We start from the raw sequence: 24,821 nt of genomic DNA on the forward strand, positions 1-24,821 counted from the left end.
GCCCTCATTCGCCATGAAAAACCTCCCGCACCCGTCCGCCAGCCTGCGACCCGTCGTCGTCATCTCGTCCGACCGCATCGAGCGCCACGGCCATCCGGCGCATGCCGCCCTGCACGGCTACGTTCACGCCGTGGGCGAAGTCTCGGGCGCGCTGCCGCTGGTGCTGCCCGCCGTGGCGGGCGGGCAGCTGGCCGCCACGCTGGCGGCGTCGATCGACGGCATCGTCCTCACCGGCAGCCCTTCCAACGTGGCGCCGGCGCGCTACGGCCAGCCGCTGCCGCACCGCGAGATGCTGCTCGACCATGACCGTGACGCCGCCATCCTGCCGCTGCTGCCCGCGCTGGTCGCGGCCGGCGTGCCCGTGCTGGCCGTGTGCCGCGGCTTCCAGGAGATCAATGTCGCCTGGGGCGGGACGCTGGAGCCCGCCGTGCACGAGCAGGCCGGCCGGCTCGACCACCGCGAAGGCGATCACGAGCGCCCGATCGAGCGCTGGTACGACGACAGCCACGACCTGGCCCTGGTCGAAGGCGGCCTGCTGGCCCGATTGGCCGGCCGTACCCGGACCCGGGTGAATTCGCTGCACCACCAGGGCATCGACCGCCTGGGCGCCGGCCTGAGGGTCGAGGCCCGCGCGCCCGACGGACTGGTCGAAGCCTTCTCCATCGCGGAGGCCGCCCAGTTCACGCTGGCCGTGCAGTGGCATCCCGAGATGCGCACCGGCGACAGCGCGTTCGCGCGCGCCATCTTCGAGGCCTTCGGCGACGCCTGCCGGCTGCGCCAGCGGCAGCGCCTCGCCCCATCCCTCTGACCCACAACGAACCGACGGAGACATATGGAAAAGGAAAACAATGCCTGGATCGACGGGCTCTTCAGCCACAGCTATGCCGAAGCGCGGCAGAAATTCCTGAGCGCCGCGGCGCGGCGCGGCCTGGCGGTCGAATCCCATGAACTGGCGCTCGCCGGCGCCGACGGCGAAACGCTGGCCACGGACGTCGTCCTGGACGGCCCAGCCGATGCATCGAGGATGCTGCTAGTGATCAGCGGCGTCCATGGCGTCGAGGGCTTCTGCGGATCGGCCGTCCAGACCGGGATGCTGCTGCGCGCCCGCGAGGGCGCCGATGCCTTGCGCGACACGGCCGTGCTGCACGTTCACGCGGTCAATCCCTTCGGCTTCTCGCATCTGCGTCGGGTCACGCAGGAGAACGTCGACCTCAACCGGAACTTCGTCGACTTCGACAAGCCCTTGCCGGTCAATCCCGGCTATGCGGAGATCCACGAACTCCTGCTGCCGGCCGTGTGGCCGCCGCAGGCCGAGGTCGAAGCCGCGCTCGCGGCCTACCGCGACCGGCACGGCGCGCGCGGCCTGCAACGGGCCATGAGCCTGGGCCAGCACGGCTTCGCCGATGGCATGTTCTTCGGGGGCCATCGGCCGACCTGGAGCAACGTCATCTTCCGCCGCATCCTCCAGCGACATGCGCCGAAGGTGCGCCAACTGGCCTCGATCGACGTCCACACCGGGCTCGGGGCGTATGGCGTCGGCGAGCGCATCTTCGCGAGTTTCGACGAAGACCCCGCCGTGCTGGCGCGGGCCGAGCGGTGGTGGGGCGAACTGACCTCGGTCACCAGCGGCACCTCGACCAGCATCCCGCTCACCGGACCGATCCAGACCGCGATCACCGAAGAGTGCCGCGGCGCGCAGCATCTGGGCATCTGCCTGGAGTACGGCACCTGGCCGAGCGAGCGGGTCACCGGCGCCTTGCGTGCCGAGCACTGGCTGCACCGGCACGGCGACACCGACCCGGCGCGGGCCGCCGCCATCAGGCAGGCGCTCAAGGATGCGTTCTATCCCGACGCCGCCGACTGGAAGCTCGCCGTATGGCAACAGGCTTCGCAAGCCTGCCTGCGCGCGCTCGAAGGCTTGCAGGAAGACGCGTCCCAGGCCATGCTGGCCTGACGCGCGTCCGTTCTCGATCCCGACCCCGAACGAACCACGGAACACCCCATGAACGCGTCCACCCTGAATCCCGCCGGCCTGCCCCAGGCCGTCACGGCTGCGCGCAGCGCGCACCCCGTCGCCAAGACCGCCATCAGCCGCAAGGCCGTCGCCGCCGCCGTCGCGGGCAACGCCCTCGAGTTCTACGATTTCGTCATCTACGCCTACTTCGCCGTCTACATCGGCCGCACCTTCTTCCCGGTCAGCGGGGAGTTCGGCAGCCTGCTGGTGGCGGTGGCCACCTTCGGGGTCGGGTTCTTCACGCGGCCGCTCGGCGGCGTGCTGATCGGCGCCTTCGCCGACCGGGCCGGGCGCAAGCCGGCCATGATCCTGACGGTGGCGCTGATCACCGTCGGCACGCTGGGCCTGGCCGCGACGCCCAGCTACGCGAGCATCGGCATCGCCGCACCGGTGATCGTCGTGTTCTGCCGCCTGCTGCAGGGCCTGGCGCTCGGCGGCGAGGTCGGGCCGGCCACCGCGCTGCTGCTGGAAGCGGCGCCGCCCGGACGGCGCGGCTTCTATTCGAGCTGGCAGATCGCCAGCCAGGGGCTCGCCGTCGCGGTGGGCGGGGCGTTCGGCGTGGCGCTGTCGCTGGTGCTCACGCAGGAGCAACTGTCGTCGTGGGGATGGCGCGTGCCGTTCCTGTTCAGCCTGGTGCTCGTTCCCATCGCGCTCTATATCCGCCGCGGCCTGCCCGAAACCCACGAAGGCAGCGGCGATCGCACCGGCGCCCAGATCGTCGGCTCGGTGTTCAGCAAGCACCGCCGCGTGCTGGTGCTGGGCGTGCTGCTCACGGCAGCGACGGCGGTGGCGTCGCAGGTCGGCAACTACATGGTCAGCTACGCGGTCCAGGTGCTGAAGCTGCCGCCGGCGCTGGCACAGGGCAGCGTGCTGATGGGCGGCGTCATGACCTTCGCCTTCGCCCTGGTCGGGGGTCTCCTGTGCGATCGCTACGGCAGAAAGGTCACCAACCAGCTGCCCCGCATCGCGCTGATGCTGGCTGTCGTTCCGCTGTTCATGTGGCTGTCGGGAGCACCCGGCGCCACCACGCTGCTGATGGTGTCGGCGATCCTGGCCGCGCTGACGGCGATGTTCGGCGCCGCGGGGCTGGTGACCGTGCCGGAACTCCTGCCCATCGCCGTGCGCAGCACGGGCCTGTCGCTGGTCTACGCGATCGGCACCTCGGTGTTCGGCGGCACCACCCAGTTCGTCGTCACGTGGCTGATCGCCGTGACGCACAATCCGATGGCCCCGGCCTACTACGTGGCCGCGATGTGCGCGGTCAGCGTGGTGGCGATGTGGATGCTGCCCGAGTCGCGCGATGTGGATGTGACGAAGTAGCCGCCGCCCCCTCCCACCACCCGCTCATCAAGCCCTCGGGCCGGCGCCCGGCGAACACCTTGGCGCTTGCCTCCCAGGCGTCGACCCGCACGTCCAGCCCGGCGAAGATCCCGTAGCCGGCGCCGGCGCGGATCTCTTCCTCGGCGTGCAGGCTCTCGCCGGCCTTGATCGCGCCCGCCGCGAGGATCGCGCCGCGCGAGCGGATGCCCCAGCCGGCCTCCAGGTGCCGGCCGCAGTCGATCGAGGCGCCGGCCTCGATGCCATGGCCGGCGCGCACCGTGTCGCGGACGTCGATGGCGCCGCCGGCGCGCAGGCCCTTGCCGCAGCCCACGGCGCCCTGGGCGACCAGGTCCTGCCCGATCGCCGCACCGCCCGCGATCTCGATCGAAGCGGCCCCGCGCAGGTCCCAGCCCGCGCGCAGGTTGCCGCCGCAGCGGATCGCGCCTTCGGCCTCGATGCCCCAGGCGGCCTTGAGGTGGCCGCCGGCATCCAGCATGGCGCCGCCGAAGACGCCTGCGGCCGATTCGATGTCCTCGCCGGCGACGATGGTGCCGCCGGCGCGGATGCCGCCACCGGCGCGGATCGTCCGCCCGGCGCGCAGCACGCCGGCGATGTCGATGCCGGCACGCACCTGCAGGGAGCCCGCGAAGACGATCGCGTCGGCCTCGAGCGCGTCGAGCGCGAGCAGCGCGTCGGTCGGCCCGAACTGCGTCAGCAGCCAGCAGGCGTCGTCGACGCGGCCGTCGGCGACCAGCGCGTCGAGCAGGTGTTGGTAGTCGCAGTTGTCTTGTCCGTGGCGGATGAACCAGCGGTAGCCGTCGGCGCAGGGGCGCTTGGCCTTGACGAAATTCTTGGTGAGTTCCATGGTGATCCCAGGCGTGCAGGTTGAAGCGCCGCGAAGCCCTTCGCGGCGGATGAAGTGCAGAGCCGTGCCGGGGAGATCAGGAAATGGCTTCTTCCCGCTTTCCCCGCACGGCGTGGGAAAGCAGGGCGGTCGAGCCGCAGGCCGCGCACGCGCGCAGCGCCGCGCCATGCGGGGCATGGCGGCGGCGGGGGGCGTGCGGAATAGTCGGCATGGACGGACCTGGAAGGGCCGCCATTGTACCGAGGGGCCTTCGGTCAGGCCGCCAGGAAGCGCTCGGTCAGGAGCGCCCAGTAGGCCGAGCCGATCGCCACGTTGTCGTCGTTGAAGTCGTAGCCCGGGTTGTGCACCATGCAGGCGCCGGCACTGTCGCCGTCGCCGTTGCCGATGAACAGGTAGCTGCCAGGCAGCTTCTCGAGCATGAAGGCGAAGTCCTCGCTGCCCGGCAGCGCCGGTCCCTGCAGCGTGACCTGGTCGGCGCCGACCAGCTCCAGCGCCACTTCGCGCGCGAAGGCGGTCTCCTCGGGCGTGTTGACCAGCACCGCATAGCCCGGCCGCCAGTCCACCTGCGCCTGGATGCCGAAGCTCTCGGCCTGCGCGGCGATCAGCGCCTTGACGCGCCGCTCGAGCGTGGCGCGCACCTCGCGGTCGAGCGCGCGGATGCTGATCTCCAGCGTGGCCTGCTGCGGGATCACGTTGTTGGCCTTGCCGGCATGGAGGGCGCCCACCGTGACCACCGCCATCTGCAGCGGATCGACGTTGCGCGACACCACCGTCTGCAGCGCCATCACGATGCTGGCCGCGGCGACCACCGGGTCGGCCGCGCGGTGCGGCATGGCGCCGTGGCCGCCGACGCCCGTGAGGGTGACGGTGGCGTAGTCGGACGAGGCCATCGTCGGGCCTTCGCGCAGCACCAGGCGGCCCTGCGGCATGCCCGGCATGTTGTGCATCGCGAAGATGGCGTCGCACGGGTATTTGTCGAACAGGCCGTCTTCCATCATCTTGACCGCGCCGCCGCCGCCTTCCTCGGCCGGCTGGAAGATCAGGTTCAGCGTGCCCGAGAAACGGCCCCGTTCGGACAGATGGTGCGCCGCCGCCAGCAGCATCGCGGTGTGGCCGTCGTGGCCGCACGCATGCATCACGCCGGCGTTGCAGCTGGCATAGCCGAGGCCGGTGGCCTCGTCGATCGGCAGGGCGTCCATGTCGGCGCGCAGGCCGAGGCGGCGCTGTCCGTCGCCGCGCACCAGCCGGCCGACGACGCCGGTGCCGCCGAGCCCGCGCTCGACCTCGTAGCCCCAGGCCTGCAGTTTCTCGGCCACCAGGGCCGAGGTGCGGTGCTCGTCGAAGGCGAGCTCGGGGTGGTGGTGGATGTCGCGCCGAAGCCCGATGAATTCATCCGACTGGCTGTGCATGTGATCGAGGAGTGCGCTCATCGGGGCCTCATTGCGGTTGCAGGTTGATCGACTTGGCGATGGCGCGGTAGCGCGCCGTCTCGGCCTCGTAGAACCTGGCCGCCTCGGCCAGCGACACCGGCGGCGAGGCCAGCTGCGTCTGGGCCGCCAGTTGCGCCCGCACGCCGGGGTCCTTCAGGGTCGCCTGGATGGCCTTGTGCAGGCGCTGCACCACGTCTTCGGGCGTGTTCTTCGGCACCATGAAGCCGCTCCAGATCTGGAACGCGAAGTCCTTCAGCTCCTTGCCTTCGCTGACCGTGGGCACGTTCTTCAGCAGTTCGGAGCGCTGGGCGCCGAGCTGGCCGATCACCTTGAGGCGGCCCTGGTCGGCCATCGCGCCCATGCCGGCGCTGTAGACCAGCACCGCGAAGTCGACCTGGCCGCCGCCGATGTCGGTCAAGAGCGGCGCGTTGCCCTTGTAGGGTGCATGGATCAGCTGGATGCCGGTGCGCTTCTGGACGTCCTCCAGGATCAGGTGGTAGAGCGAGCCGATGCCCACGCTGCCGTAGGTCAGCGGCTTGTCGGCGGACTTGCGCGCCAGCGCGATCAGCTCGTCGATGTTGTTGGCCGGCAGGTCCTTGCGGGCGACCACCACCATCACGGCGTCGGTCACCGGATGGACCAACCGGAAGTCCTCGGCCTTGAGCTTGACCGCGGCGTTGGCCAGCGGCGCGAGGATGACCTCGTTGGGCGAGCCCTGGAACAGGTAGTAGCCGTCGGCCGGCGCCGCCAGCACCTTCTGCGCGGCCAGCGCGCCGGACACGCCGCCGAGGTTGTCGACGATCACCTGCTGGCCCAACTCCTTGCCCAGCGGCGCGGTGAAGATCCGGGCGGCGGCATCCGAAGGCCCGCCCGCGGGGTACGGCACCATCAGGCTGACCGGCTTGGTCGGGTAGCTCTGGGAGAACGCGGCGCCTGCGGCCAGCAGCAGCAGGCCGGCGATCGAACGTTGGAAGAAGGTCTTCATGGGGTTCCTGATGACGATGGGCTGTGGGGCCGTCCCTCTGGGCGGGGACGCGCTTGCATCGTAGGAGCGGCGCGTGAGAACATCCAATGCATTGTTGTCCGCCAAATGATTACTTCAATGCATGCATCCCGCGGAGCCGCCCGATGACGCTGGTCCAGCTCCGGCACCTGCTCGCGCTGGCCGAGAGCGGCTCGTTCAGCAAGTCCGCGCAGGCGATGTGCATCACCCAGCCGGCCTTCAGCCGCAGCATCCGCGCGCTCGAGGACGAACTCGGCATGCCGCTGTTCGACCGCATCGGGCATCGCAGCGAGCTCACGCCTTTCGGCCGCGACGTGGTGCTGCGCGCCCGCCAGCTGGTGTCCGAGGCCGGCGAGCTGCGCGACAGCGGTCGGCAGATGCGCGAAGGGCAGGGCGGTGCGATCCGCATCGGCATGGGCTCGGGGCCGGGCGCCATGCTGATGACGCCGCTGCTGATGCACATGGCGACCCACCACCCGAAGGTGCGGGTGGTGGTGGCACGCGGCGGCACCGAGCTGCTGGCGCAGGCCCTGCGCGCCCGCACGCTCGACGCCCTGGTGCTCGATGCGCGCTCGCTGGCGCCGGGGGTCGACCTCGAGGTGAGCATGCTGCGCGAGATGCGCGGCGTCTTCATGTGCCGGCGCGGCCATCCGCTGGCGCGCAAGCGCCAGGGCGTGAGCTTCGACGCGGTGCAGCGCTATCCGATCGCCTCGACGCCGCTGAGCGACGAGGTGGCGCGCAGCCTGATCGAGACCTATGGGCCCGAGGCGCATCCGGGGCAGTGCGTGACCTTGCAGTGCGAGGAAGTCGCCAGCCTGGTCGAGGTGGCGCGCCAGACCGATACGGTGCTGCTGGCGATCCGGGCGGCGGCGCCCGACCTGGTCGAGCTGAGGATGCAGCCACCGATGGAACGCAGCGCGCGCTTCGGGCTGGTCACGCTGCGCCGGCGCACGCAGGCGCCGGGGCTGGCGATCGTGCGTGCCCTCATGCAGGAGCTGCTGCACGACTGATGGGCGGCGCGGCCCCGCCCCGGCCGCGCCGCTCGGCCGCTCAGGACGGGCAGGCGCCGCCGCTGCTGCCGATGAGGGCACGCAGCTTGGCGGTGCTCGACGTCGGGCCGCCGTCGTCGGCGGTGATGGTGTTGTTGGTAAAGGTGCAGCCGTAGTTCGCGTCGGACACAACTCCCGGCGTCACGACGTCGTCGCCTGCGGGCTTCGGACCGCCGCCTTCCCACTTGATCATGGCGTCGAAGGCGGCCACCTGCTCGGCGACCGTGAAGTCGCAGTGGGTGGCGCCGCGGATGGCGCGCTGCACCAGCCAGTTGCCGTTGCCCTTGGCGGCCACGCGCTTCTGGTAGATCTGCTCCATGCTGAAAGGCACGTACAGGTCGCCCAGCGTGTGCAGCGTCACGACCGGGATCTTGAACTCGCCGTTGGCCTTGGGAATCCAGCGCAGGCCGTCGGTGCGCAGCCGATTGGCGTCGGCCACGGCCGTGAGCTTGAGCGCCGAGGCGTTGATCTGGTTCGACGTCGTCGCATCGCCGTCGACGGTGTAGGTGAAGCGGTTGGTGTCGATCACGCTCTTGTTGAGGATGCCGGTGATCGTGCCGTCGCCGCCGAACACGCCCCACACGGCCGAGAACGAGCCGCCGTAGGCGAGGCCGAGGTTGAAGATCGGGCGCGGGCCGCCGGTGAGGTTCTGGATCACCTTGGCGTATTTATCGCCGGTCGGCGTCACGGCTACCGGCGTGCTCATGCTGGTGAACAGCGCTCCCGTCACCTGCGCCGAGATGTCCGACCAGTTGATGAACGGGTACTTCGGCACCCCGGCCAGTGCCTGCGCCGTGACCTGCGCCGCGGCGAAGTAGTCGAACAGCTCGGTGTCGCCGACCACACCGCACATCGGCACCGCGCCGTTGTACTTGACCTTGTGGTTGGCGGTGGCGTAGGCCTCGTCCTCGATCGCCGCGGCCGTGATGTGGCCGCCCATCGAATGGCCCGTGATGTAGATCTTGCCGGGCGCCGCCAGCGTGCGGCCGGCCGCGGCGGCGATCTTGTTGAACTCCAGCGCCAGTGCATTGGTGTCCTCGACGCCGACCCGCACGTCGTAGTAGTTCTTGCTGTAGCTCGAGGCCGCCCAGGCGTAGCCGTTCTGGATCAGGTAGCGGCGGATCGACGGATTGCCGACGCCCAGCGCATTGCCGGTGCCGGCGTAGCCGTGGGCGTACATGACGAGCTTGCCGTTCCAGTTGGCCGGCACCTCCACGCGGTAGGCCGCGCCGCCCAGCACGCCGGCCCAGCGGCTGGTGGTGCTGTTGTCGACCGTGTCGGCAGGGTCGGCCGCCATCGCCGCGAAGGTGGTCGCGCTCGGGTCCGCGGGCACGAAGCTGTTGCGGTTGTCCTGCTCGCGCTTTTCTTCTGCCACCGGCGCGGGCGCCGGGGCGGGTGCAGCGGCAGGCGCCGCCGCCGCGGCCGCGGGGGCCGGCGCGGGCGCGGCCGCAATGAACGGGACGGAGCTGCTGCCGCCACCGCCGCAAGCGGCGAGGCTCAAGGTGGTGGCCAAGGCCAGGAACTGGACACGACTGGGTTGCATGGGGATTTGTCTCCGGGATTTCTTGGTTGATTTGTTGGCAAACACGGGGGACGCGAACGCCGGCAACGTCTTCGGCCTGGACCGAGCGGCATCACCGGCGGTCGCAGCGTAGGGGCGCGCGCCGGCACGGCGCTGCGGAGTTACCCGCGGCCGCTATCACGTTGGCGACAGTGGCGTTCAGGTCAGAATCCGACTGCGCCACGGTCGGCGCGGAGGCTGCAGGTGGCGATATTCATTGACCAGTGCAAGCGGCTCGAGGCGGCGACGGAGATGGGGTCGGCCGGCGGGTCCATGCTGTCGACCGCGATGGCGTGGCTTGAATTCATCTACTTCCTGCCCGCCAAGCTGGTGCTGCTGATTCCCGACGGCAACAGCGCCCTGGGGCGCTACTTCGAACTCGACTGCAGCAGCGGCACGCACTGGGGCGGCGCGCTGTTCTCGGGCGTGGTCTGGGTGGCGCTGCTGGTCGGCGTCTCGTTCGCCTGGGACGGGCGGGCCGCGAAGGCCGACAAGAGCGAGCGCTAGCCGACCGGCCGCGGAATCAGTTCGAAGCCGCGAGCGGGTCGTTGACCAGTGCCTGGGCCCTGGCCGCGAGCTGGGTCCGGTTCTCGACCCGCAGCTTGCGGAAGGCGTTCGCAAGATGGAAGCGCACGGTCGGCAGCCCGACCGCCATGCGCTTGGCGATCAGCTTGTCGGGGCAGCCCGAGAGCACCAGCGCGGCGGCTTCGGCTTCGCGCTGGCTCAGGGCCGAGCGCCGCTGCAGCAGCTCGGTGACGCTTTCGCGGGCCTGCGGCGACAGCATCGGGTCGGCCTCCCACTGGAAGCGCGCCAGCGCGGCCGCGAAGGCGGGCTCGACCAGGCGCAGCGCCTCGATCTCGTTGTTGTCGAAGTTGCCGCGCTCGCGGCGCCGCCAGATCCGCATGTCGCCGGTGCATTCGCCATGCGCGAAGACGTAGACGTTGACGCCCCAGTGCATGTGGTCGCGGGCCAGGAAGTCGTTGAAGAACTCGGTCCGCGCGAGGTCGCTCTGGCACAGGATCTGGGTCGCGAGCGTGGGGTGGCGCCGCTCCATCATCGGGAAGGTGAGCGGATCGACGAAGCGGTAGTACTCGTCCCAGCTGCGCAGGTTCTCGATCGACATGTTGAGCGCCTTCACGCGGTCGAAGCGCTGGGCGATCCGGTCCCAGGTGAAGGAGACGTAGGTGTCGGCCCGCAGCAGGTCGAGCATGGGCAGCGCGAGGTCGCCGCGCAGGGCATCGGGGTCGGTGGCCTCGGCCAGCAGACGCATGACGTCACCGAGCGCGCGGGTCTGTGCCGTGGCGAGATACATGGCGTGGGTAAAGCAAAGACCGTGCAAAGGGGGCGGAAGGCCATGCTAGCCCGCCGTACGCCGGCCGGTATATCGGTGCCGACCCGTAGGGCCCCTATCAATCGTGATAGGTGTGCGGGCCGCCCCCGCTTCCTAGCATTCGCTGACACGACCAAGGAACAGGCCATGAAGCTCACACAACTCGGTGTCGCCGAACTGCGGCGCCAACTCCAGGCGGGCGCCGTCACCAGCGTGGCGGTCGCCGACGCCCTGATCGCCCGCACCGAAGCCCATGCCGCGCTGGGCGGCTACGTCGCCTTCGACGCCGAGGCGCTGCGGGCCCAGGCGCGGGCGGCCGATGCCCGCATCGCGGCGGGCGAAGACCTTCCGCTGCTCGGCGTGCCGGTGGCGCTCAAGGACAACATCGACGCCGTCGGGCTGCCCAGCGGCGCCGGCACCGGCGCCCTGCACGGCCTGCATCCGGCCGGCGACGCCGAAGTGGTGCGCCGCCTGCGCGCCGCCGGTGCACTGGTGTCCGGCAAGACCAGCATGCACGAGCTGGCTTTCGGCATCACGACCAACAACTGCGTGACCGGGGCGGCGCGCAATCCCTGGGACCCGTCGCGGATCCCCGGCGGCAGCAGCGGCGGCTCGGGGGTGGTGGTGGCCGCCGGGCTGGTGCCGGCCGCGATCGGCACCGACACCGGCGGATCGGTGCGCGTGCCGGCCGCCCTGTGCGGCGTGGTCGGCCTGCGGCCGACGGTGGGGCGCGTGCCGGGGCAGGGCATCGCCCCGATCTCCACCACCCGCGACACCGCCGGCCCGATCGCCCGCAGCGTCGCCGATTGCGCGCTGCTCGACGGCGTGCTGGCCGGTGGCGGCGAGCCGCTGGGGCCGGTGGCGCTCGCGGGCCTGCGGCTGGGGCTGCCGCGCGCGCCGTTCTGGGAGACGCTGGAGCCTGGCGTGCAGGCCGTGGCGTACGCCGCCGTCGAACGCCTGCGCGCGGCCGGCGCGCAGATCGTCGAGGTGGCGCTGCCGGGGTTGACCGAGCTCAACGGGGCGGCCGGATTCCCGATCGCGCTGTTCGAATTCGTGCGCGACATGGGCCGCTACCTGCGCGAGGCCGGCCGCGGCGTCGACCTCCAGCAGCTGGTCGACGGCATCGGCAGCCCCGACGTCGCGGCCATTGCGCGGCCGCTGCTGGCCGGCGGCGCGGTGCCCGAGGCCGCCTACCGGGAGGCCCTGCAAGCGCGCGCCAAGCTGCAGGCGCTCTATGCCGACGTCTTCGCCGCCTCGGGCGTGCAGGCGCTGCTGCTGCCGACCACGCCCCTGACCGCGGCGCCGGTGGGCGACGACGAGACGGTGCTGTTCAACGGCCAACGCTGCCCGACCTTTCCGACCTTCATCCGCAACACCGACCCGGGCAGCAACGCCGGCATTCCGGGCGTCACGCTGCCGGCCGGGCTGGCGGCGGGCCTGCCGGTCGGGCTGGCGCTCGACGGCCCGGCCGGCAGCGACCGCCGCCTGCTGGCGATCGCCGCGGCGATCGAGGCCATCCTGCCTGCCGAGCCCTCCGCCCCCTGGCTGCGCTGAAGGCCCCACCCCCGATCACCACAGAGGAGTTTCCATGGACCGTCGTACCTTTCTTCATGGCGCCGCGGCTGCCGCTGCCCTGGGCAGCGCGGGCGTGCGCGCGCAGTCGCCGCTGAACGTGGCCGTGATGCTGCCGCTGAGCGGGCCGGCGGGCCTGTTCGGCCCTTCGGCCAAGGCCTGCGCCGAGCTCGCGGTGCAGACCCTGAATGCCAAGGGCGGCTTGCTGGGCCGCAGCATCAACCTGCTGGTCGGCGATGCCGGGCTGCCGCCGGCCGAGGCCTCGCAGGCCGCGCTGAAGCTCTGGAAGGGCTCGGGCGCGCAGGTGGTGATCGGCATGCACGACAGCGCGGTGCGCGGCGCGCTGGTGGGACTGTTCAAGGGCCAGGTGCCGTACTTCTACACGCCGGTGTACGAGGGCGGCGAATGCGCCAAGGGCACCTACGTCAACGGCGAGACGCCGGCCCAGCAGCTGGCGCCCGTGATCCCCTGGCTGGCCGCGGAGCGCAAGCCGAAGAAGTGGTACATGATCGGCAACGACTACATCTGGGGCCGCAACACCAATGCCGCGGCCAAGGGCTACATCACCCAGACCGGCGCCCAGGTGGTGGGCGACGAGTACCTGCCGTTCACGGTCGACAACTTCGATTCGAGCCTGGCCCGGATCCGCGACAGCGGCGCCGACGCGGTGCTGGTGTCGCTGGTGGGCGGGGCCTCGGTCGGCTTCAACAAGGCCTTCGCGAGCTTTGGCCTGGCCGACAAGGCGATCCGCCTCGGCACCCTGATCGAGGAGAACACGCTGGCCGGCATCGGCGCCGCGAACGCGCGCAACCTCTATTCGAGCGCCGGCTATTTCGCCAACATCCAGACCCCGGCGGCCAAGGCCTTCTCGGAGGCCTACTTCAAGAAGTTCGGCGCCCAGGCGCCGGCCCTCAACGGCCTGGCCGAATCGGTGTACGAGGGCTTCCTGATGCTGGACGCGATCAGTGCCAAGGCCAAGTCGCTCGACGTCGCCAGGATGGACCCGGCCAGCGAGGGCGCGAGCTACAACGGCCCGCGCGGCGCCGTGACCATGCATGCGCGGCATGTCGAGCAGGACATCTACCTGGCCGACGTCGACGACAAGGGCTTCCGGGTCGTCAAGACCTTCCCGCACATCGCTTCCGGCCAGACCTGCAAGGTGTGACGCTGCGATGGACACCAGCTGGCTGCTGCATGCGCTGAACCTGGCCTACGAGCTCTCGACCTTGGCGCTCACGACGCTGGGCCTGGCGGTGGTGTTCGGCCTGCTCGGCGTCATGAACATGGCGCACGGCGAGTTCGTGATGCTGGGCGCCTATGCGGTGGTCACGGTGCAGGCCTGGGGCTGGCCGATCGCCACCGCGATGCCGCTGGCGATCGTCGTCTGCGGCCTGCTGGGCTGGGTGGTCGAGCGCTGGCTGATCCGCCCGCTCTATGCCCGGCCCTTCGACACCCTGCTGGCGACCTGGGGCCTGGCGATGGTGCTGCGCAAGCTGGTCGAGGCGATCTACGGCCGCGGCTACCGCAACGTCGAGAGCAGCCTGGCGGCCCCGGTCACGCTGGCCGGCCTGCAGTACCCCGGCTATCGGCTGGCGCTGATCGCCTTCGCGGTCCTGCTGATGATCGGCCTGGCCTTCTGGTACCGGCGCAGCGTGATGGGCCTGCGCGTGCGGGCGATGACCGGCAACCCGATGCTGGCCCAGGCGCTGGGCATCGACACCCGCCGCCTGGCCTCGCAGACCTTCGTCATCGGGGTGGTGCTGGCGGGCGCGGCGGGGGTGCTGCTGGCGCCGCTGGTGCGCATCGAGCCCGGCATCGGCGTCGACTACCTGCTCGACGCCTTCTTCGTGCTGGTGGTGGGCGGCCTCGGCACGCTGGGCGGCTTCGCCGGCGGTGTCGGCGTGATCGGCGGCAGCCAGTCGGTCGTCAGCAGCCTCGCCGGCCAGACCAGCGGCTACGCGGTGGTGCTGATCCTTTCGATTCTCTTTCTCTGGCTGAAGCCGAATGGACTCCTTGGACGCCGTTGAACCCCCTCCCTGCGCGCCCCTGCGCCGGCCGGCCCGGCGCTGGCGCCTGCCGGGCAGCGAAGCGCTGTGGCTGGGCGCCGCGCTGGTGGCGCTGCCCTTCGCCAGCAACGACTTCGTCGCCTACCAGATCGCGTTGTTCCTGATCTACGGCATCGCGACCCAGGGCGTGGCCCTGTGCTGGGGCCGGCTGGGCTTCCTGCCGCTCGGGCATGCGCTGTTCTTCGGCCTCGGCGCCTACCTGGCGGGCGGCACGCTGAAGGCGGCGCAGCAGCAGCCGCTCTGGTATGTCGCGCTGCCGCTGGCCCTTCTGCTGCCCGCGGCCGTCGCCTACCTGACGGCGCGGCTGGTGTTCGCGCGCAGCCATCGCAGCGGACCCTTCTTCTCGCTCATCACGCTGGCGATGACGATGCTGGGCTTCCTGGCGGCGCAGCAATGGAGCGCGGTCACCGGCGGCTTCAACGGCATGGCCGACATTCCCGAGCTGCCCGGCACCGAGCGCTACAGCAGCTTCTACTGGGTGGTCGCCGCCTGCGCGGTCGGCAGCACCGCCTTGCTGGGCGGGGTGCTGCGGCGGCCGCTGGGCATGCTGTGGAGCGCGGTGGCGCAGAACGAAGACCGGCTGCAGCTCTTCGGCTATGCGACCGACCGCATCAAGGCCAACGCCTTCGCCTTCTCGGCGCTGCTGGCCGCCGCCGCGGGTGCGCTGTTCGCGCTGCACCAGGGCATCGTGACGCCGCTCACCATGGGCTTCGTGCTGTCGACCGAGTTCGTGATCTGGGCGGCGGTCGGCGGCAAGGCCAGCCCGCTCGGGGCGCTGCTGGGCGCCGTCTTCATCGGCTACGCCTCGTCGGAGCTGCGCGACCATTTCGCCTACTGGGAGGTCGCGGTGGGTGCGATCTTCATCGGGGTGGTGCGTTTCCTGCCCGAGGGGCTGGCGGGGCTGGGCCGGTCGCTGTGGCGGCGCGGGCCCGACGCGGCGCCGGGCGTGCCGGCCACCGACGCGCCCGACCGGCGCCCGCCGGCCGGGCGCATCGGCCTGGCCTTCGAGCAGGTCCATGCCGCGCAGGGTGGCGTGCGGATCCTCGATGGCCTGGCGCTGGCGCTCGACGGCCCCGGTCTGCGCTGCGTGATCGGCCCGAACGGCGCCGGCAAGACCTCGGCCTTCAACGTCATGACCGGCCGGCTGCCGCTGCGCGCGGGGCGCATCGTGCTCGACGGCACCGACATCTCGGGCGCCACCGCCTGGCGGGTGGCGCGGCGCGGCGTCGGGCGCAAGCTGCAGATTCCATCGGTGTTCTCCGAGCTCAGCGTGAGCCAGAACCTGGACGTGGCGCTGTGGGCCGGGCGGCTCGGCCCGGCCGCGTCGCTGGCGCGGGCGCCGCTCGCCTGGCGCAGCCCGCTGCGCGACGAACTGCTCGACCTGTTCCCGGCGCTGCGCGAGCAGCTCGGCACCCGCGCGGGCAGCCTCTCGCAGGGCCAGCGCCAGGCGCTGGAGTTCGTCATGACCGTACTGCCGCAGCCGCGGCTGGTGCTGCTCGACGAGCCCTGCGCCGGCCTTTCGCCGGCCGAGACCCACCACATGATCGACGCCATCAAGACCGTGATCGACCGCCTGGGCGCGGCCGCGCTGGTGATCGAGCACGACATCAGCGCCGTGGCCGCGATCGGCGGCGACGTCTACGTGCTGCACCAGGGCCGGCTGCTGGCCCGGGGCACGCTGGCCGAGATCCAGGCCGATCCGGCGGTGCGGGCGGTGTATGCGGGGGCGCGCAAATGAGCGGGATGTTGAACTTCGATGCCTTGGTGTGCGGCTACGGCGACACCATGGTGCTGCGCCGCCTGAGCGGCAGCGCGGCCCCCGGCCGGGTGCTCGGCGTGCTCGGCCGCAACGGCGTCGGCAAGACCACGCTGATGCGCGCGCTGGCCGGCTTCCTGCCGCTGCGCGAAGGCACGTTGACCTTCGACGGGCATGACCTTTCGCGGCTGGCGCCGCACCAGCGGCTGGCGCTCGGCATGGCCTACGCGCCGCAGGAGGACGTGGTGTTCGGCGACCTCAGCGTGCAGGAGAACCTGTGGCTGCACCTCGACGACCGCGACCCGCAGCGCTACGCGGCCTGCCTGCAGGCCTTCCCGCGCCTGGGCGAGCGGAGGGCGCAGCGCGCCGGCTCGCTGAGCGGCGGCGAGCGCAAGCTGCTGTCCTTCACGCGCACCCTGGGCCTGCGCGCCGCGCTCAGCCTGCTCGACGAGCCGACCGAGGGCGTCCAGCCCGAGAACATCGAGCGCATGGCGGGTTTGTTGCGGGCCCGCAAGGCCGAAGGCGCCGCCTTCGTGATCGTCGAGCAGAATCTGGAGTTCCTGCTCGCGGTGGCCGACGACCTGATGGCGATCGACCACGGCGAATGCCTGCTGAAAGGGGCGGCATCGGAATTCGGTCGCGCAGCGCTGGAGGCCCACCTGATGGTCTGATGCCGCGCGCCGTCCCGGGCTCACCGTCTCGCGCGCGCCGCCTCCGCCACGCGCCGCGGCACCCGCACGGTCGCATCCAGCAGCATCTGCGCCATGCCCTTGCCCAGCGGGTCCATGCGCATCGACGACGGGCCGCCGCCGTCCAGCGCTTCGTGCAGCAGCAGGTTCATCGAGGCGATGCCGGGCAGGTGGAAGCGCTCGACCCGGCCGTGCACCAGGTGGGCGAAGTAGTCCCCCACGAACTGCGGCGTGACGCGCGACCACAGCAGCGGCAGCCACTCCGGCCGGCGCGCGACCAGGCCGATGTTCGACAGGTTGCCCTTGTCGCCGCTGCGGGCCCAGGCGAGTTCGATCAGCCGCACCTCGACCTGCTCGCCACCGTCCTCCTCGAAGGGCGGCGGTTCGGTGGCCGGCGAGGCCGCCGCGCCGTCGGCGGCGGCGGGAATTGCCACCGCCTGCCGTTCGCCCCCGAGCACGAAGGCCACCGGCAGCGCGGCCTTGGCCAGCGTGAAGGCGAAGGGCTTGATCAGCGGCGACACCGCCGGTCGCCCGCCGCCGGGGCTGGTGGTGCCCGGCGCCCACGAGGTGCCCGATGGCGCGATCTCGCGCGCGAACATCGCCAGCGCGGCCTTCTGCGGATGGTTGGCGATCACCCGCATCGTGACCTCGCGCACCTCCCGCGTGCGCGCGTGCGGGCCGTACAGCCATTCGGAGCCGATCACCTCGATGTGGGTCGAGGTGAAGGGCGGCAGGCCCATCTGCTGCAGGATCTCGCCGGTGCGCTCGATGATCGCCTCGGCGGTGCGCACCGCCTTCTTCTCGGCGTCGATGCCGACGAAGACCATGCTGCCGGCGCAGCGGAAACCATCGAGCTGCGTGGCCGAGACCTTGTAGCTGGGGGAGGGCGCGCGCCCGCGCGCCGGGCCGACCCGCACGCGGTCGGCGCCGACTTGCTCGATCGCGACATCGCGGAAGTCGCAGCTGACGTCGGGCAGCATGTAGGCCCCGGGGTCGCCGATCTCGTAGAGCAGCTGCTCGGCCACGTTGGCGCGGATCACCTTGCCGCCGGTTCCCTCGGGCTTGGTGACGACGAAGCTGCCGTCGGCATGGCATTCGACGATCGGGTAGCCCATGTGGGCCCAGTCGGGGATGTCTTCCCAGTCGGTGTGCAGCCCGCCGGTGGCCTGGCAGCCGCATTCGATGATGTGGCCCGCGAGGCTGCCCGAGGCCAGCAGGTCGTAGTCGCCAGCACGCCAGCCGAACTCGTGCATCAGCGGCCCGAGCGTGACCGCGCTGTCGACGCAGCGCCCGGTGATGACGACGTCGGCGCCGACCGCGAGCGCGGCGGCGATCGGCAGCGCGCCCAGGTAGGCGTTGGCGCTCAGGACCTTTTCTGGCAGCGCCTCGCCGGTGAACATGTCGCGGGTGCCGGCCTCGCGCAGCTGCGGCATCTGCGCGCTGACGTCGTCGCCCTCGACCACCGCGATCCGCAGCGCCACACCCTCGGCCTCGGCCAGCGCCTGCAGCGCGGCGGCGCAGCCGTGCGGATTGATGCCACCGGCATTGCTCACGACCTTGATTCCCTGGCGCTTGACCTCGGCCAGCACGGATTTCATCGCGATGTCGACGAAGTCGGTCGCATAGCCCAGCTCGGGTTTCTTGGCCCGGGCCGAGGCCAGGATCGACATCGTGGTCTCGGCCAGGAAGTCGAACACCAGGTAGTCGAGCCGGCCGAGCTTCACCAGCTGGGGCGCCGCCACCATGCTGTCGCCCCAGAAGCCGGAGGCGCCTCCGATGCGGACGGTTTTTGGCGGGGTCGGGGGGGTGGTCATGGCGGTCTCGCTCCTCGGTGTCGACGGGGTGTCGCTGGAGCAGGGAGCTTAGCCAGCCGCCCCGCCCGAGGCTTGCGCCAACTCGCTGTCGAGGCGCAGCCATTGGGCGCAAGACGCGGCCCGCGCGTCGATGGCATCATCGATGCTCCTGCCATGCCATTGCCGCCTTCTTCCGCCGAACGCACCGAGGTGCACGCCCGCACCATCACGATCCGCGGCCATCGCCGTGTCGATGGCCTCTGGGACGTCGAAGGCCATCTCGAGGACGTGCGGGCCCACGACTTCCGTTTTCCGGGCGGCGAGCGCCGCGGCGGGACGCCGATCCATTCGATGTGGCTGCGGCTCACGGTCGATGCCACGGCGTTGATCGTCGATGCGGTGGCCGCCACCGACGCGGCGCCGTTCGACGAGGTCTGCGGCGCGATCGCGCCCGACTATGCGGCGCTGGTCGGGCTGCGCGTGGGGCCGGGCTTCAACCGCGCCGCGGTGCGCCTGTTCGGCGGCGTGCGCGGCTGCACCCACATGTCGGAGCTGCTGCGGACCATGGGCACCGGCGTGCTGCAGACGCTGGCAGGTGCCGACCTCGCGGTCTCGCAGACGCAGAAGCCCTTCCAGCTCGATGGCTGCCACGCATTGGCCACCGACGGGCCGCAGGTGGCCCTGTTCTATCCGACCTGGTACCGAGCGACGGGCGAGGACGAGCCGTCGCCTTGAACTGGGTCAGGCCCGCACGAACGTGAGCCGCGCCTCGTGCGCCAGCCCGTCGCGCACGATGTCGCGTGCCTCGTCGTCGGCGAAGTCGAAGAGGGCGTCGGGGATCTCGTCTTCCTCGAGCGCGAAGAGGATCTCGATCGCCTCCTGCTGGGCTTCGGAGAAGGTCTTGCCCTGGGCCAGCCGATCGAACTTCGCGGCGGTCTCCTTCGGTGCCAGCTGCCGCAGCTCGAGCAACTCGAGCACGAGCTTGATCTGCGACGGGGTCAGGGGCTTGGGGGCAGCGGCGGAAGGCTTCATGGCGATCGATCCTTTTCGGTGGGGCAAGGGACTTTTCCTTGGCCTCGGAACCAGTCTCTTCGTCGATCCTTAAGCGTGGCTGAAAAGCGCGCCGAAGTGCATTCCCGCGCGCCGAAACATCGCCGGCGTGTGAGGAAAGTCTCGGGTTGTCCGATCGGCCGTCGGCATGGATGCGACACCTGCGGGGCCGGCACCGGGCTGCCCGCTGCATGGATATCGGCCGCGGGCGCGCTTTCTTTAGACGGCGGCTTCCGGCGGGGCGAGCAGGCCGGCCACCTTGGTCGGCACCTCCCGGATCAGGTCCAGCGCCTCCTGGTTGCAACTGCGCAGCCGGTCCTCGGCGTCGAGGTCCTTCTCCATCGATGCCCGCAATGCCGCATAGGTGTTGCCGCCCAGCGCGATCACCTGGCCGATATAGGGCGTGACCCGGGCATAGAGCGCGTGGTCGAGCGCCGCCAACTGCATCTGGGCGCCCACCAGGGTCGCCACCTCGCCGTGGAACTCGACTTCGAAGGAAGCGAGCGCCTCGCGGCTGGCCTTGCCCGAGGTCAGGACCTTGAAGGTGGCCCACACCATCGAATGGGCGGTGGAGGCCAGCGTGCGGGCCACGGTCGCCACCGCCTCCCGCGTGTCGCTGCGATGCTGGTCTTCGCGCGAGCGCGACCATTTCTCCAGTGCCAGCTTCGACTGGCGCCAGGCCGCGAGCGCACCGCCGACGATGCCGGCGAGGGCGCCGACGGCCACGCCGAGCACGACGGCAAAGCCGGTGTCGAGCGTCATGAGGCGCTCCTTGGCGAGGGCGGCTTGCGGGAGGCCGGCGCGAACGCGGTCGGCCGGGATTTGCGGGTTCTTGCCATCACGGGAATCGAAGAGAGGTTGTGTCTGCTTGTATCCCGATTCTGACGCAAGACCGGGCTGCACACGGCCGCCGTGCAGCCAGTCGGCGCAAGACCAGACCGGCCCGCGCCGCTAGCCTCGTGGCAGACAGGAGACACCATGGAATTTCTCGAGGCACCGCCGCTGCCCTTCTATTTCACGCCCGAACACGAACAGTTCCGCGCCACGCTGCGCGAATTCATCGCGCGCGAGATCACGCCCTTCGTCGCCGAGTGGGACGAGGCCGAGACCTTCCCGCGCGAGCTGTACGCGCGCGCCGCTGAACTCGGCGTGCAGGGCCTGGGCTACCCGGAGGCCTACGGCGGCACGCCGGCCGACGTCTTCTTCCAGCTGATCGTGGCCGAGGAGTTCGCACGCTGCGGCGGGGGCGGGCTGCAGGCCTCGCTGAACTCGCACAGCATCGCGCTGCCGCCGATCCTGCACGCGGGCAGCGAGGCGCTCAAGCAGCGTGTCATCCCGCCGGTGCTGGCCGGCGAGAAGATCGCGGCGCTGGCGGTCACCGAGCCCTCGGGCGGCTCCGACGTGGCGGCGCTCAAGACCACCGCGGTGCGCGACGGCGACCACTATGTGGTCAACGGCGAGAAGACCTTCATCACCTCGGGCATGCGGGCCGACTTCATCACCACGGCGGTGCGCACCGATCCGGCGAACAAGGGCGCGGGCGGCATTTCGGTGCTGCTGATCGACGGCGACACGCCGGGGCTTGCGCGCACCGCGCTCAAGAAGATGGGATGGTGGAGCTCGGACACCGCGCACCTGCGCTTCGACAACTGCCGGGTGCCGGTCGCCAACCTGGTCGGGATCGAGAACAAGGGCTTCAAGACCTTCATGAACAACTTCAACACCGAGCGGCTGTTCATGTCGGCGCTGGCCTGCGGTTTCGCCGAGGTGTGCCTGAAGGAAGCGGTCGACTGGACGCGCCAGCGCGTCTCCTTCGGCATGCCCCTGTCCGAGCGCCAGGTGGTGCGCCACAAGCTGATGGACATGACCTTGCGCATCGATGCATCGCGCACGCTGGTCTACGACCTGGCCTACCGCATCGAGCACAAGCTGGCCGATCCGGCGCGGCTGGTGGCGCGCGTCTGCCTGGCCAAGGTGCAGGCCACGCAGGCGATGCAGTTCTGCGCCGACCAGGCGGTGCAGCTGCTCGGCGGCATGGGCTTCATGCGCGGCACGCAGAGCGAGCGCATCTACCGCGAGGTCAAGGTGATGATGATCGGCGGCGGCTCGGAGGAGGTCATGAAGGACCTCGCGGCGCGGCAGCTGGGTCTTTGAAGTGAACCACCCCCGAAGCGCCTGCGGCGCTTCCCCCTCGAGGGGGCGATACCAGCGGCCCGGCAAAGCCGGTTTCGCGGTATCCCTGGCATCGATCCCTGCTGTTTCATGCGCTGCAGGCCATGCGAGAGCACCGGGGTCAACTGAAATCCAAGATCAGGAAGCACGATGAAAGACACCGCCGCCGACCTGCGCGCCGAGTACCGCGAACTCGCCGACCTCTGCCGCGGCCTGACGCCCGCGCAGTGGCGCCTGAAGAGCGACTTCTACGGCTGGACGCCCTGGGACGAGGTGGCGCACCTGTGCTACTTCGACCAGACGGCGACCCTCTCCGCGACCGACGCCGAAGCCTTCGCGCGCGACACCGCGGCGCTGACCGAGGTGCTGGCCACCGGCCGCGAGATCAGCGCCATCGCCCGCGAGAAGTACGGCCACCTCGACGGCGCCGCGCTGCTCGCGCACTGGGAGCCGATCGCGATGCGGCTCGTCGACCTGCTGGCCGCGCTCGACCCCAAGGCGCGGCTGCCGTGGTACGGGCCGAGCATGAGCGCGCGCTCCTTCGCGTCGGCGCGGCTGATGGAGACCTGGGCGCACGGGCAGGACGTGTGGGACGTGGTCGGCCGCGAGCGCGCCGGCACGCCGCGGCTCAAGCACATCGCCCACATCGGCGTCACCACCTTCGGCTGGAGCTTCGTCAACCGCAAGCTGCCGGTGCCGCCGGTGGTGCCGTTCATCTCGCTCGATGCGCCCGGCAACGACACATGGCACTGGGGCGATCCGGCCTCGCCCGAATTCGTGCGCGGCAGCGCGCTCGATTTCTGCCTGCTCGTGACGCAGCGACGCAACCTGGCCGACACCACGCTGCGCTACAGCCAGGGCTCGGCGCGCGCGTGGCTGTCGATCGCCCAGTGCTTCGCGGGGCCGCCGGCGGATGCGCCCGCGCCGGGCGTGCGCAAGGTGGCGCGCCCGGCTGCATGAGCGGGGTGCCGCTCACGTTGGCGCTGCAGGTGCCGATCGAGGCGGCGCTGGTGCGGCTGCGCGAAGGCAGCGCCGAGCAGTGCCTGTCGGACCATGCCTTCTCCAACCTCTACCTCTTCCGGGACGCGCACGACTACCGCTACCTGCCCGGCGACTGGCCCTGCATCTCGGGCCGGGCCTACGACGGCACGCGGCACCTGATGCCGCTGTTCGGGCTGCATGAAGCGCCGCTCGACGTGCTGCGCCGGCTGCTCGACGGCCACGATTGCCTGTACCCGATCGCACAGCGTGATGCCGAAAGGCTTTCGCCGTCGCAGTTCCGCCTGTGGAGTTCGGCCGACGACGCCGACTACCTGTTCGAGGCCGGGCAGTTCAGCGACTTTCCGGGCCGGGCGCTCGCCCGGAAGCGCAACCAGGTCCGGCAGCTGCTGGCGGCCTGCGCGCCGCGCTGCATGTCATTCGGGGTCGAGACGGCGGACGCCGCGCGGCAGGTACTGCGGGGCTGGATGGCGCAGAAGGGCAAGGCCCACGGCGAGGCCGACGAGTCCGCCTGCCTCGAGGCCATCGCCGCGGCCGCTACCTTCGGTCTCGAAGGCTTCGTGCATTTCGCGGGCGACCAGCCGCTGGGCTTCGTGCTGGCGCAGGAGCTCCAGCCCGAGGCCTTCGTGATGCGCTTCGCGAAGGGGCTGGACAGCCGCGTCGGCATCTATCCCTACATGTTCCAGCACTTCTGCCGCCACTTTGCGCGCCCGGTGCGATGGCTCAACTTCGAGCAGGACATGGGGCTGGCTGGGTTTCGGCGCAGCAAGCGCTCGTACGGCCCTGCGGCGTTGATTCCGAAGCTGCGGGTTGCGCTACGGGAGTGAGGCGCTGGCCTGCTCACTTCGCCTCCCGCCGACGTGCACCGTGTGGAAGGCCCTGGGCGTTTCGAAGACCATGCTTCCATGGCCGCGGTCCGTGTCTCGGCAATCGAGACCCGGACCGCTCACCGGCGGAATGCCGTTCGCGTACTGCCAGACCGGTGGCGCGAACAACCAGAGGGCGGAGAGCCTGTAGTCGTCCTGTCATGTGCCTCGGTCATCGCCCTGCACGCCGCGTGCCGCAAATCGTGGTGAAGGCTGTGTAGTAGCCGCGCCTCGCAGCAATTCGGTGAGCTTTGCAGGATCAGCGATCCCTAGCCGATCAGGTTCGCGCTCTCCACGTACGTACAAGCAAATCGAAGGCGACGGACGCATTCGTCCTGGTCTAGCAAGTACATCACCTGCTCCGCACGCAGTGGGGAGCGACCCATCGAAGTCGCAACACATACGACGTTGGCTATGAGCGTTGACGGAAGCCCTTCGCACGCCGCGGTCCTATCCAAAATGTTCGCCGACGATTCAAGAGTCCACTGAAAGGCGACCGCTTCGGCTTCATCTGCAGTTCGGCGCAATACCTGGCAAACCGTTTGATAGCAGCCGTTACCAGCGGCTATGAGTAAGACCCCGTCCACTCGTAGACGCCTGGTCAGCAGCGGCCATGCCGCCTCGAGCGCATCGGCAGTCGACAAACCTGATTCAGACAGCTGACGGATGATGGCGCTGAACCGTCTTTCTGCAAGAAGCTGTAAAGCAAGACGAACAGACTGCTCTGGTGGCGAACTCATACATCCCCCTGATTACGCCGCGGCCCTACTCGGCGCGTCTCGCATATCAAACTCAATTATTTACATTGATCCCACAATAAATTGATGACTGCAATCTATTGTCACGCTTCACCGCAATGCATCGCATCGTGCTTATCATATGCATCATAGGGGGCGGACCGACGTACTTACGCACCGTTACACTCGCCTAAGGAGGCACTCATGTTGAACAATAGCGAATTGCAGCATTCGCTGCAGGGCGACAGCGCGAACATTTATTCGCATTTCGATCGTGCGATGAAAAAAAACGGTGACCGAATAGCGGTAGCTTGCGGTAGTGAATTTCTTACCTATCGGCAGCTTGAACACGAAGTAGACAAAATCGCGTTGGCCTTGCTTGTTGCGGGGGCCGTACCGACTCAAAGAGTCGGCATTGCAGTCGCACATAGCCAACGGCTGGTTGCATCTATTCTTGCGGTCCTGAAAATAGGTTGCACCTATGTGCCCATCGACACAAGGCATCCTCGGTCGAGAATTTTCCACGTAGTTTAAGACAGTAGCGTCAGC

At 70.1% G+C, this 24,821-nt stretch carries 24 protein-coding genes; 15 read left to right on the forward strand and 9 right to left on the reverse strand.

Going from position 1 to position 24,821, the window contains the following annotated elements; genetic code table 11:
• Positions 1 to 13: 13 nt before the first annotated feature.
• Genes QTI33_RS00245 through QTI33_RS00255 form a run of 3 tightly spaced genes read left to right on the forward strand, consistent with a single transcriptional unit; the run spans position 14 to position 3,334 of the window.
• Positions 14 to 808, forward strand: coding sequence for a gamma-glutamyl-gamma-aminobutyrate hydrolase family protein (locus QTI33_RS00245; protein WP_286503685.1), 795 nt, complete (start codon positions 14 to 16; stop codon positions 806 to 808).
• 24 nt (positions 809 to 832) lie between these two features.
• On the forward strand, positions 833 to 1,954 hold the full coding sequence (locus tag QTI33_RS00250; protein WP_286503686.1) for a M14 family metallopeptidase: 1,122 nt from the start codon (positions 833 to 835) through the stop codon (positions 1,952 to 1,954).
• Between the two features lie 48 nt (positions 1,955 to 2,002).
• Positions 2,003 to 3,334 (forward strand): MFS transporter, encoded by a 1,332-nt coding sequence (locus QTI33_RS00255; protein WP_286503687.1) that lies wholly within the window; start codon positions 2,003 to 2,005, stop codon positions 3,332 to 3,334.
• Here the strand turns inward: QTI33_RS00255 and QTI33_RS00260 are convergent.
• The 3 genes from QTI33_RS00260 to QTI33_RS00270 form a co-directional block, all read right to left on the reverse strand.
• A complete protein-coding gene (locus tag QTI33_RS00260; protein ID WP_286503688.1) occupies positions 3,276 to 4,199 on the reverse strand; it encodes a hypothetical protein in 924 nt (307 codons plus the stop codon). The genes QTI33_RS00255 and QTI33_RS00260 overlap by 59 nt on opposite strands.
• Positions 4,200 to 4,453: 254 nt before the next feature.
• Positions 4,454 to 5,629, reverse strand: coding sequence for a M20 aminoacylase family protein (locus QTI33_RS00265; RefSeq protein WP_286503689.1), 1,176 nt, complete (start codon positions 5,627 to 5,629; stop codon positions 4,454 to 4,456).
• A 7-nt stretch (positions 5,630 to 5,636) separates the two neighbouring features.
• Positions 5,637 to 6,614: a tripartite tricarboxylate transporter substrate binding protein gene (locus QTI33_RS00270; RefSeq protein ID WP_286503690.1), complete on the reverse strand. Its 978-nt coding sequence runs from the start codon at positions 6,612 to 6,614 to the stop codon at positions 5,637 to 5,639.
• 143 nt (positions 6,615 to 6,757) lie between these two features.
• On the opposite strand from QTI33_RS00270, the gene QTI33_RS00275 reads away from it, so the two are divergent.
• A complete protein-coding gene (locus QTI33_RS00275; protein ID WP_286503691.1) occupies positions 6,758 to 7,642 on the forward strand; it encodes a LysR family transcriptional regulator in 885 nt (294 codons plus the stop codon).
• Positions 7,643 to 7,682: 40 nt separating this feature from the next.
• Here QTI33_RS00275 and QTI33_RS00280 read toward each other — a convergent pair whose 3' ends face one another.
• Positions 7,683 to 9,224, reverse strand: coding sequence for an alpha/beta hydrolase family protein (locus QTI33_RS00280; RefSeq protein ID WP_286503692.1), 1,542 nt, complete (start codon positions 9,222 to 9,224; stop codon positions 7,683 to 7,685).
• Positions 9,225 to 9,446: 222 nt separating this feature from the next.
• On the opposite strand from QTI33_RS00280, the gene QTI33_RS00285 reads away from it, so the two are divergent.
• On the forward strand, positions 9,447 to 9,749 hold the full coding sequence (locus QTI33_RS00285; RefSeq protein WP_286503693.1) for a hypothetical protein: 303 nt from the start codon (positions 9,447 to 9,449) through the stop codon (positions 9,747 to 9,749).
• A 16-nt stretch (positions 9,750 to 9,765) separates the two neighbouring features.
• Here the strand turns inward: QTI33_RS00285 and QTI33_RS00290 are convergent, their stop codons facing one another.
• On the reverse strand, positions 9,766 to 10,554 hold the full coding sequence (locus tag QTI33_RS00290) for a helix-turn-helix transcriptional regulator (RefSeq protein ID WP_286503694.1): 789 nt from the start codon (positions 10,552 to 10,554) through the stop codon (positions 9,766 to 9,768).
• A gap of 165 nt (positions 10,555 to 10,719) precedes the next feature.
• Here QTI33_RS00290 and iaaH point away from each other — a divergent pair, with 165 nt between their 5' ends.
• Genes iaaH through QTI33_RS00315 form a run of 5 tightly spaced genes read left to right on the forward strand, consistent with a single transcriptional unit; the run spans position 10,720 to position 16,637 of the window.
• Positions 10,720 to 12,126 (forward strand): indoleacetamide hydrolase, encoded by a 1,407-nt coding sequence (gene iaaH / locus QTI33_RS00295; RefSeq protein ID WP_286503695.1) that lies wholly within the window; start codon positions 10,720 to 10,722, stop codon positions 12,124 to 12,126.
• A gap of 34 nt (positions 12,127 to 12,160) precedes the next feature.
• A complete protein-coding gene (locus QTI33_RS00300; protein ID WP_286503696.1) occupies positions 12,161 to 13,309 on the forward strand; it encodes a substrate-binding domain-containing protein in 1,149 nt (382 codons plus the stop codon).
• A 7-nt stretch (positions 13,310 to 13,316) separates the two neighbouring features.
• Positions 13,317 to 14,171: a branched-chain amino acid ABC transporter permease gene (locus tag QTI33_RS00305; RefSeq protein WP_286503697.1), complete on the forward strand. Its 855-nt coding sequence runs from the start codon at positions 13,317 to 13,319 to the stop codon at positions 14,169 to 14,171.
• Entirely contained in the window at positions 14,149 to 15,948 is a 1,800-nt protein-coding gene (locus QTI33_RS00310; RefSeq protein WP_286503698.1) for a branched-chain amino acid ABC transporter ATP-binding protein/permease, read from the forward strand. Before QTI33_RS00305 ends, QTI33_RS00310 begins: the two co-directional genes overlap by 23 nt.
• Before the next feature lie 5 nt (positions 15,949 to 15,953).
• Entirely contained in the window at positions 15,954 to 16,637 is a 684-nt protein-coding gene (locus QTI33_RS00315; RefSeq protein ID WP_286503699.1) for an ABC transporter ATP-binding protein, read from the forward strand.
• Positions 16,638 to 16,657: 20 nt separating this feature from the next.
• On the opposite strand, the gene QTI33_RS00320 is transcribed toward QTI33_RS00315, so the two are convergent.
• Positions 16,658 to 18,469 (reverse strand): acyclic terpene utilization AtuA family protein, encoded by a 1,812-nt coding sequence (locus tag QTI33_RS00320; RefSeq protein ID WP_286503700.1) that lies wholly within the window; start codon positions 18,467 to 18,469, stop codon positions 16,658 to 16,660.
• Positions 18,470 to 18,622: 153 nt separating this feature from the next.
• Here QTI33_RS00320 and QTI33_RS00325 point away from each other — a divergent pair, with 153 nt between their 5' ends.
• The gene (locus tag QTI33_RS00325) at positions 18,623 to 19,183 is read left to right on the forward strand and encodes a DUF2889 domain-containing protein (RefSeq protein ID WP_286503701.1); all 561 of its coding nucleotides are present in this window, start codon (positions 18,623 to 18,625) and stop codon (positions 19,181 to 19,183) included.
• 6 nt (positions 19,184 to 19,189) lie between these two features.
• On the opposite strand, the gene QTI33_RS00330 is transcribed toward QTI33_RS00325, so the two are convergent.
• Together QTI33_RS00330 and QTI33_RS00335 are read right to left on the reverse strand one after the other, a co-directional pair.
• Positions 19,190 to 19,480, reverse strand: coding sequence for a hypothetical protein (locus QTI33_RS00330; RefSeq protein ID WP_286503702.1), 291 nt, complete (start codon positions 19,478 to 19,480; stop codon positions 19,190 to 19,192).
• 237 nt (positions 19,481 to 19,717) lie between these two features.
• Positions 19,718 to 20,260 carry a hypothetical protein gene (locus QTI33_RS00335; RefSeq protein ID WP_286503703.1) on the reverse strand — a complete coding sequence of 181 codons (543 nt, stop codon included), beginning with the start codon at positions 20,258 to 20,260 and terminating at the stop codon, positions 19,718 to 19,720.
• Positions 20,261 to 20,476: 216 nt separating this feature from the next.
• On the opposite strand from QTI33_RS00335, the gene QTI33_RS00340 reads away from it, so the two are divergent.
• From QTI33_RS00340 to QTI33_RS00350, 3 genes are all read left to right on the forward strand, one after another.
• Entirely contained in the window at positions 20,477 to 21,652 is a 1,176-nt protein-coding gene (locus QTI33_RS00340; RefSeq protein ID WP_286503704.1) for an acyl-CoA dehydrogenase family protein, read from the forward strand.
• Between the two features lie 168 nt (positions 21,653 to 21,820).
• Positions 21,821 to 22,630, forward strand: coding sequence for a TIGR03084 family metal-binding protein (locus tag QTI33_RS00345; RefSeq protein WP_286503705.1), 810 nt, complete (start codon positions 21,821 to 21,823; stop codon positions 22,628 to 22,630).
• Positions 22,627 to 23,496, forward strand: a complete 870-nt coding sequence (locus tag QTI33_RS00350) for a phosphatidylglycerol lysyltransferase domain-containing protein (protein ID WP_286503706.1) — start codon at positions 22,627 to 22,629, stop codon at positions 23,494 to 23,496. Before QTI33_RS00345 ends, QTI33_RS00350 begins: the two co-directional genes overlap by 4 nt.
• Positions 23,497 to 23,804: 308 nt before the next feature.
• On the opposite strand, the gene QTI33_RS35055 is transcribed toward QTI33_RS00350, so the two are convergent.
• Positions 23,805 to 24,275 (reverse strand): hypothetical protein, encoded by a 471-nt coding sequence (locus QTI33_RS35055; protein ID WP_353506302.1) that lies wholly within the window; start codon positions 24,273 to 24,275, stop codon positions 23,805 to 23,807.
• A 201-nt stretch (positions 24,276 to 24,476) separates the two neighbouring features.
• Between QTI33_RS35055 and QTI33_RS00355 the strand changes: the two genes are divergently transcribed.
• Positions 24,477 to 24,806, forward strand: a complete 330-nt coding sequence (locus tag QTI33_RS00355) for an AMP-binding protein (protein WP_286503707.1) — start codon at positions 24,477 to 24,479, stop codon at positions 24,804 to 24,806.
• The last annotated feature ends 15 nt before the right edge of the window (positions 24,807 to 24,821 follow it).

The organism is Variovorax davisae (assembly GCF_030316845.1).
GTDB lineage: Bacteria > Pseudomonadota > Gammaproteobacteria > Burkholderiales > Burkholderiaceae_C > Variovorax > Variovorax davisae.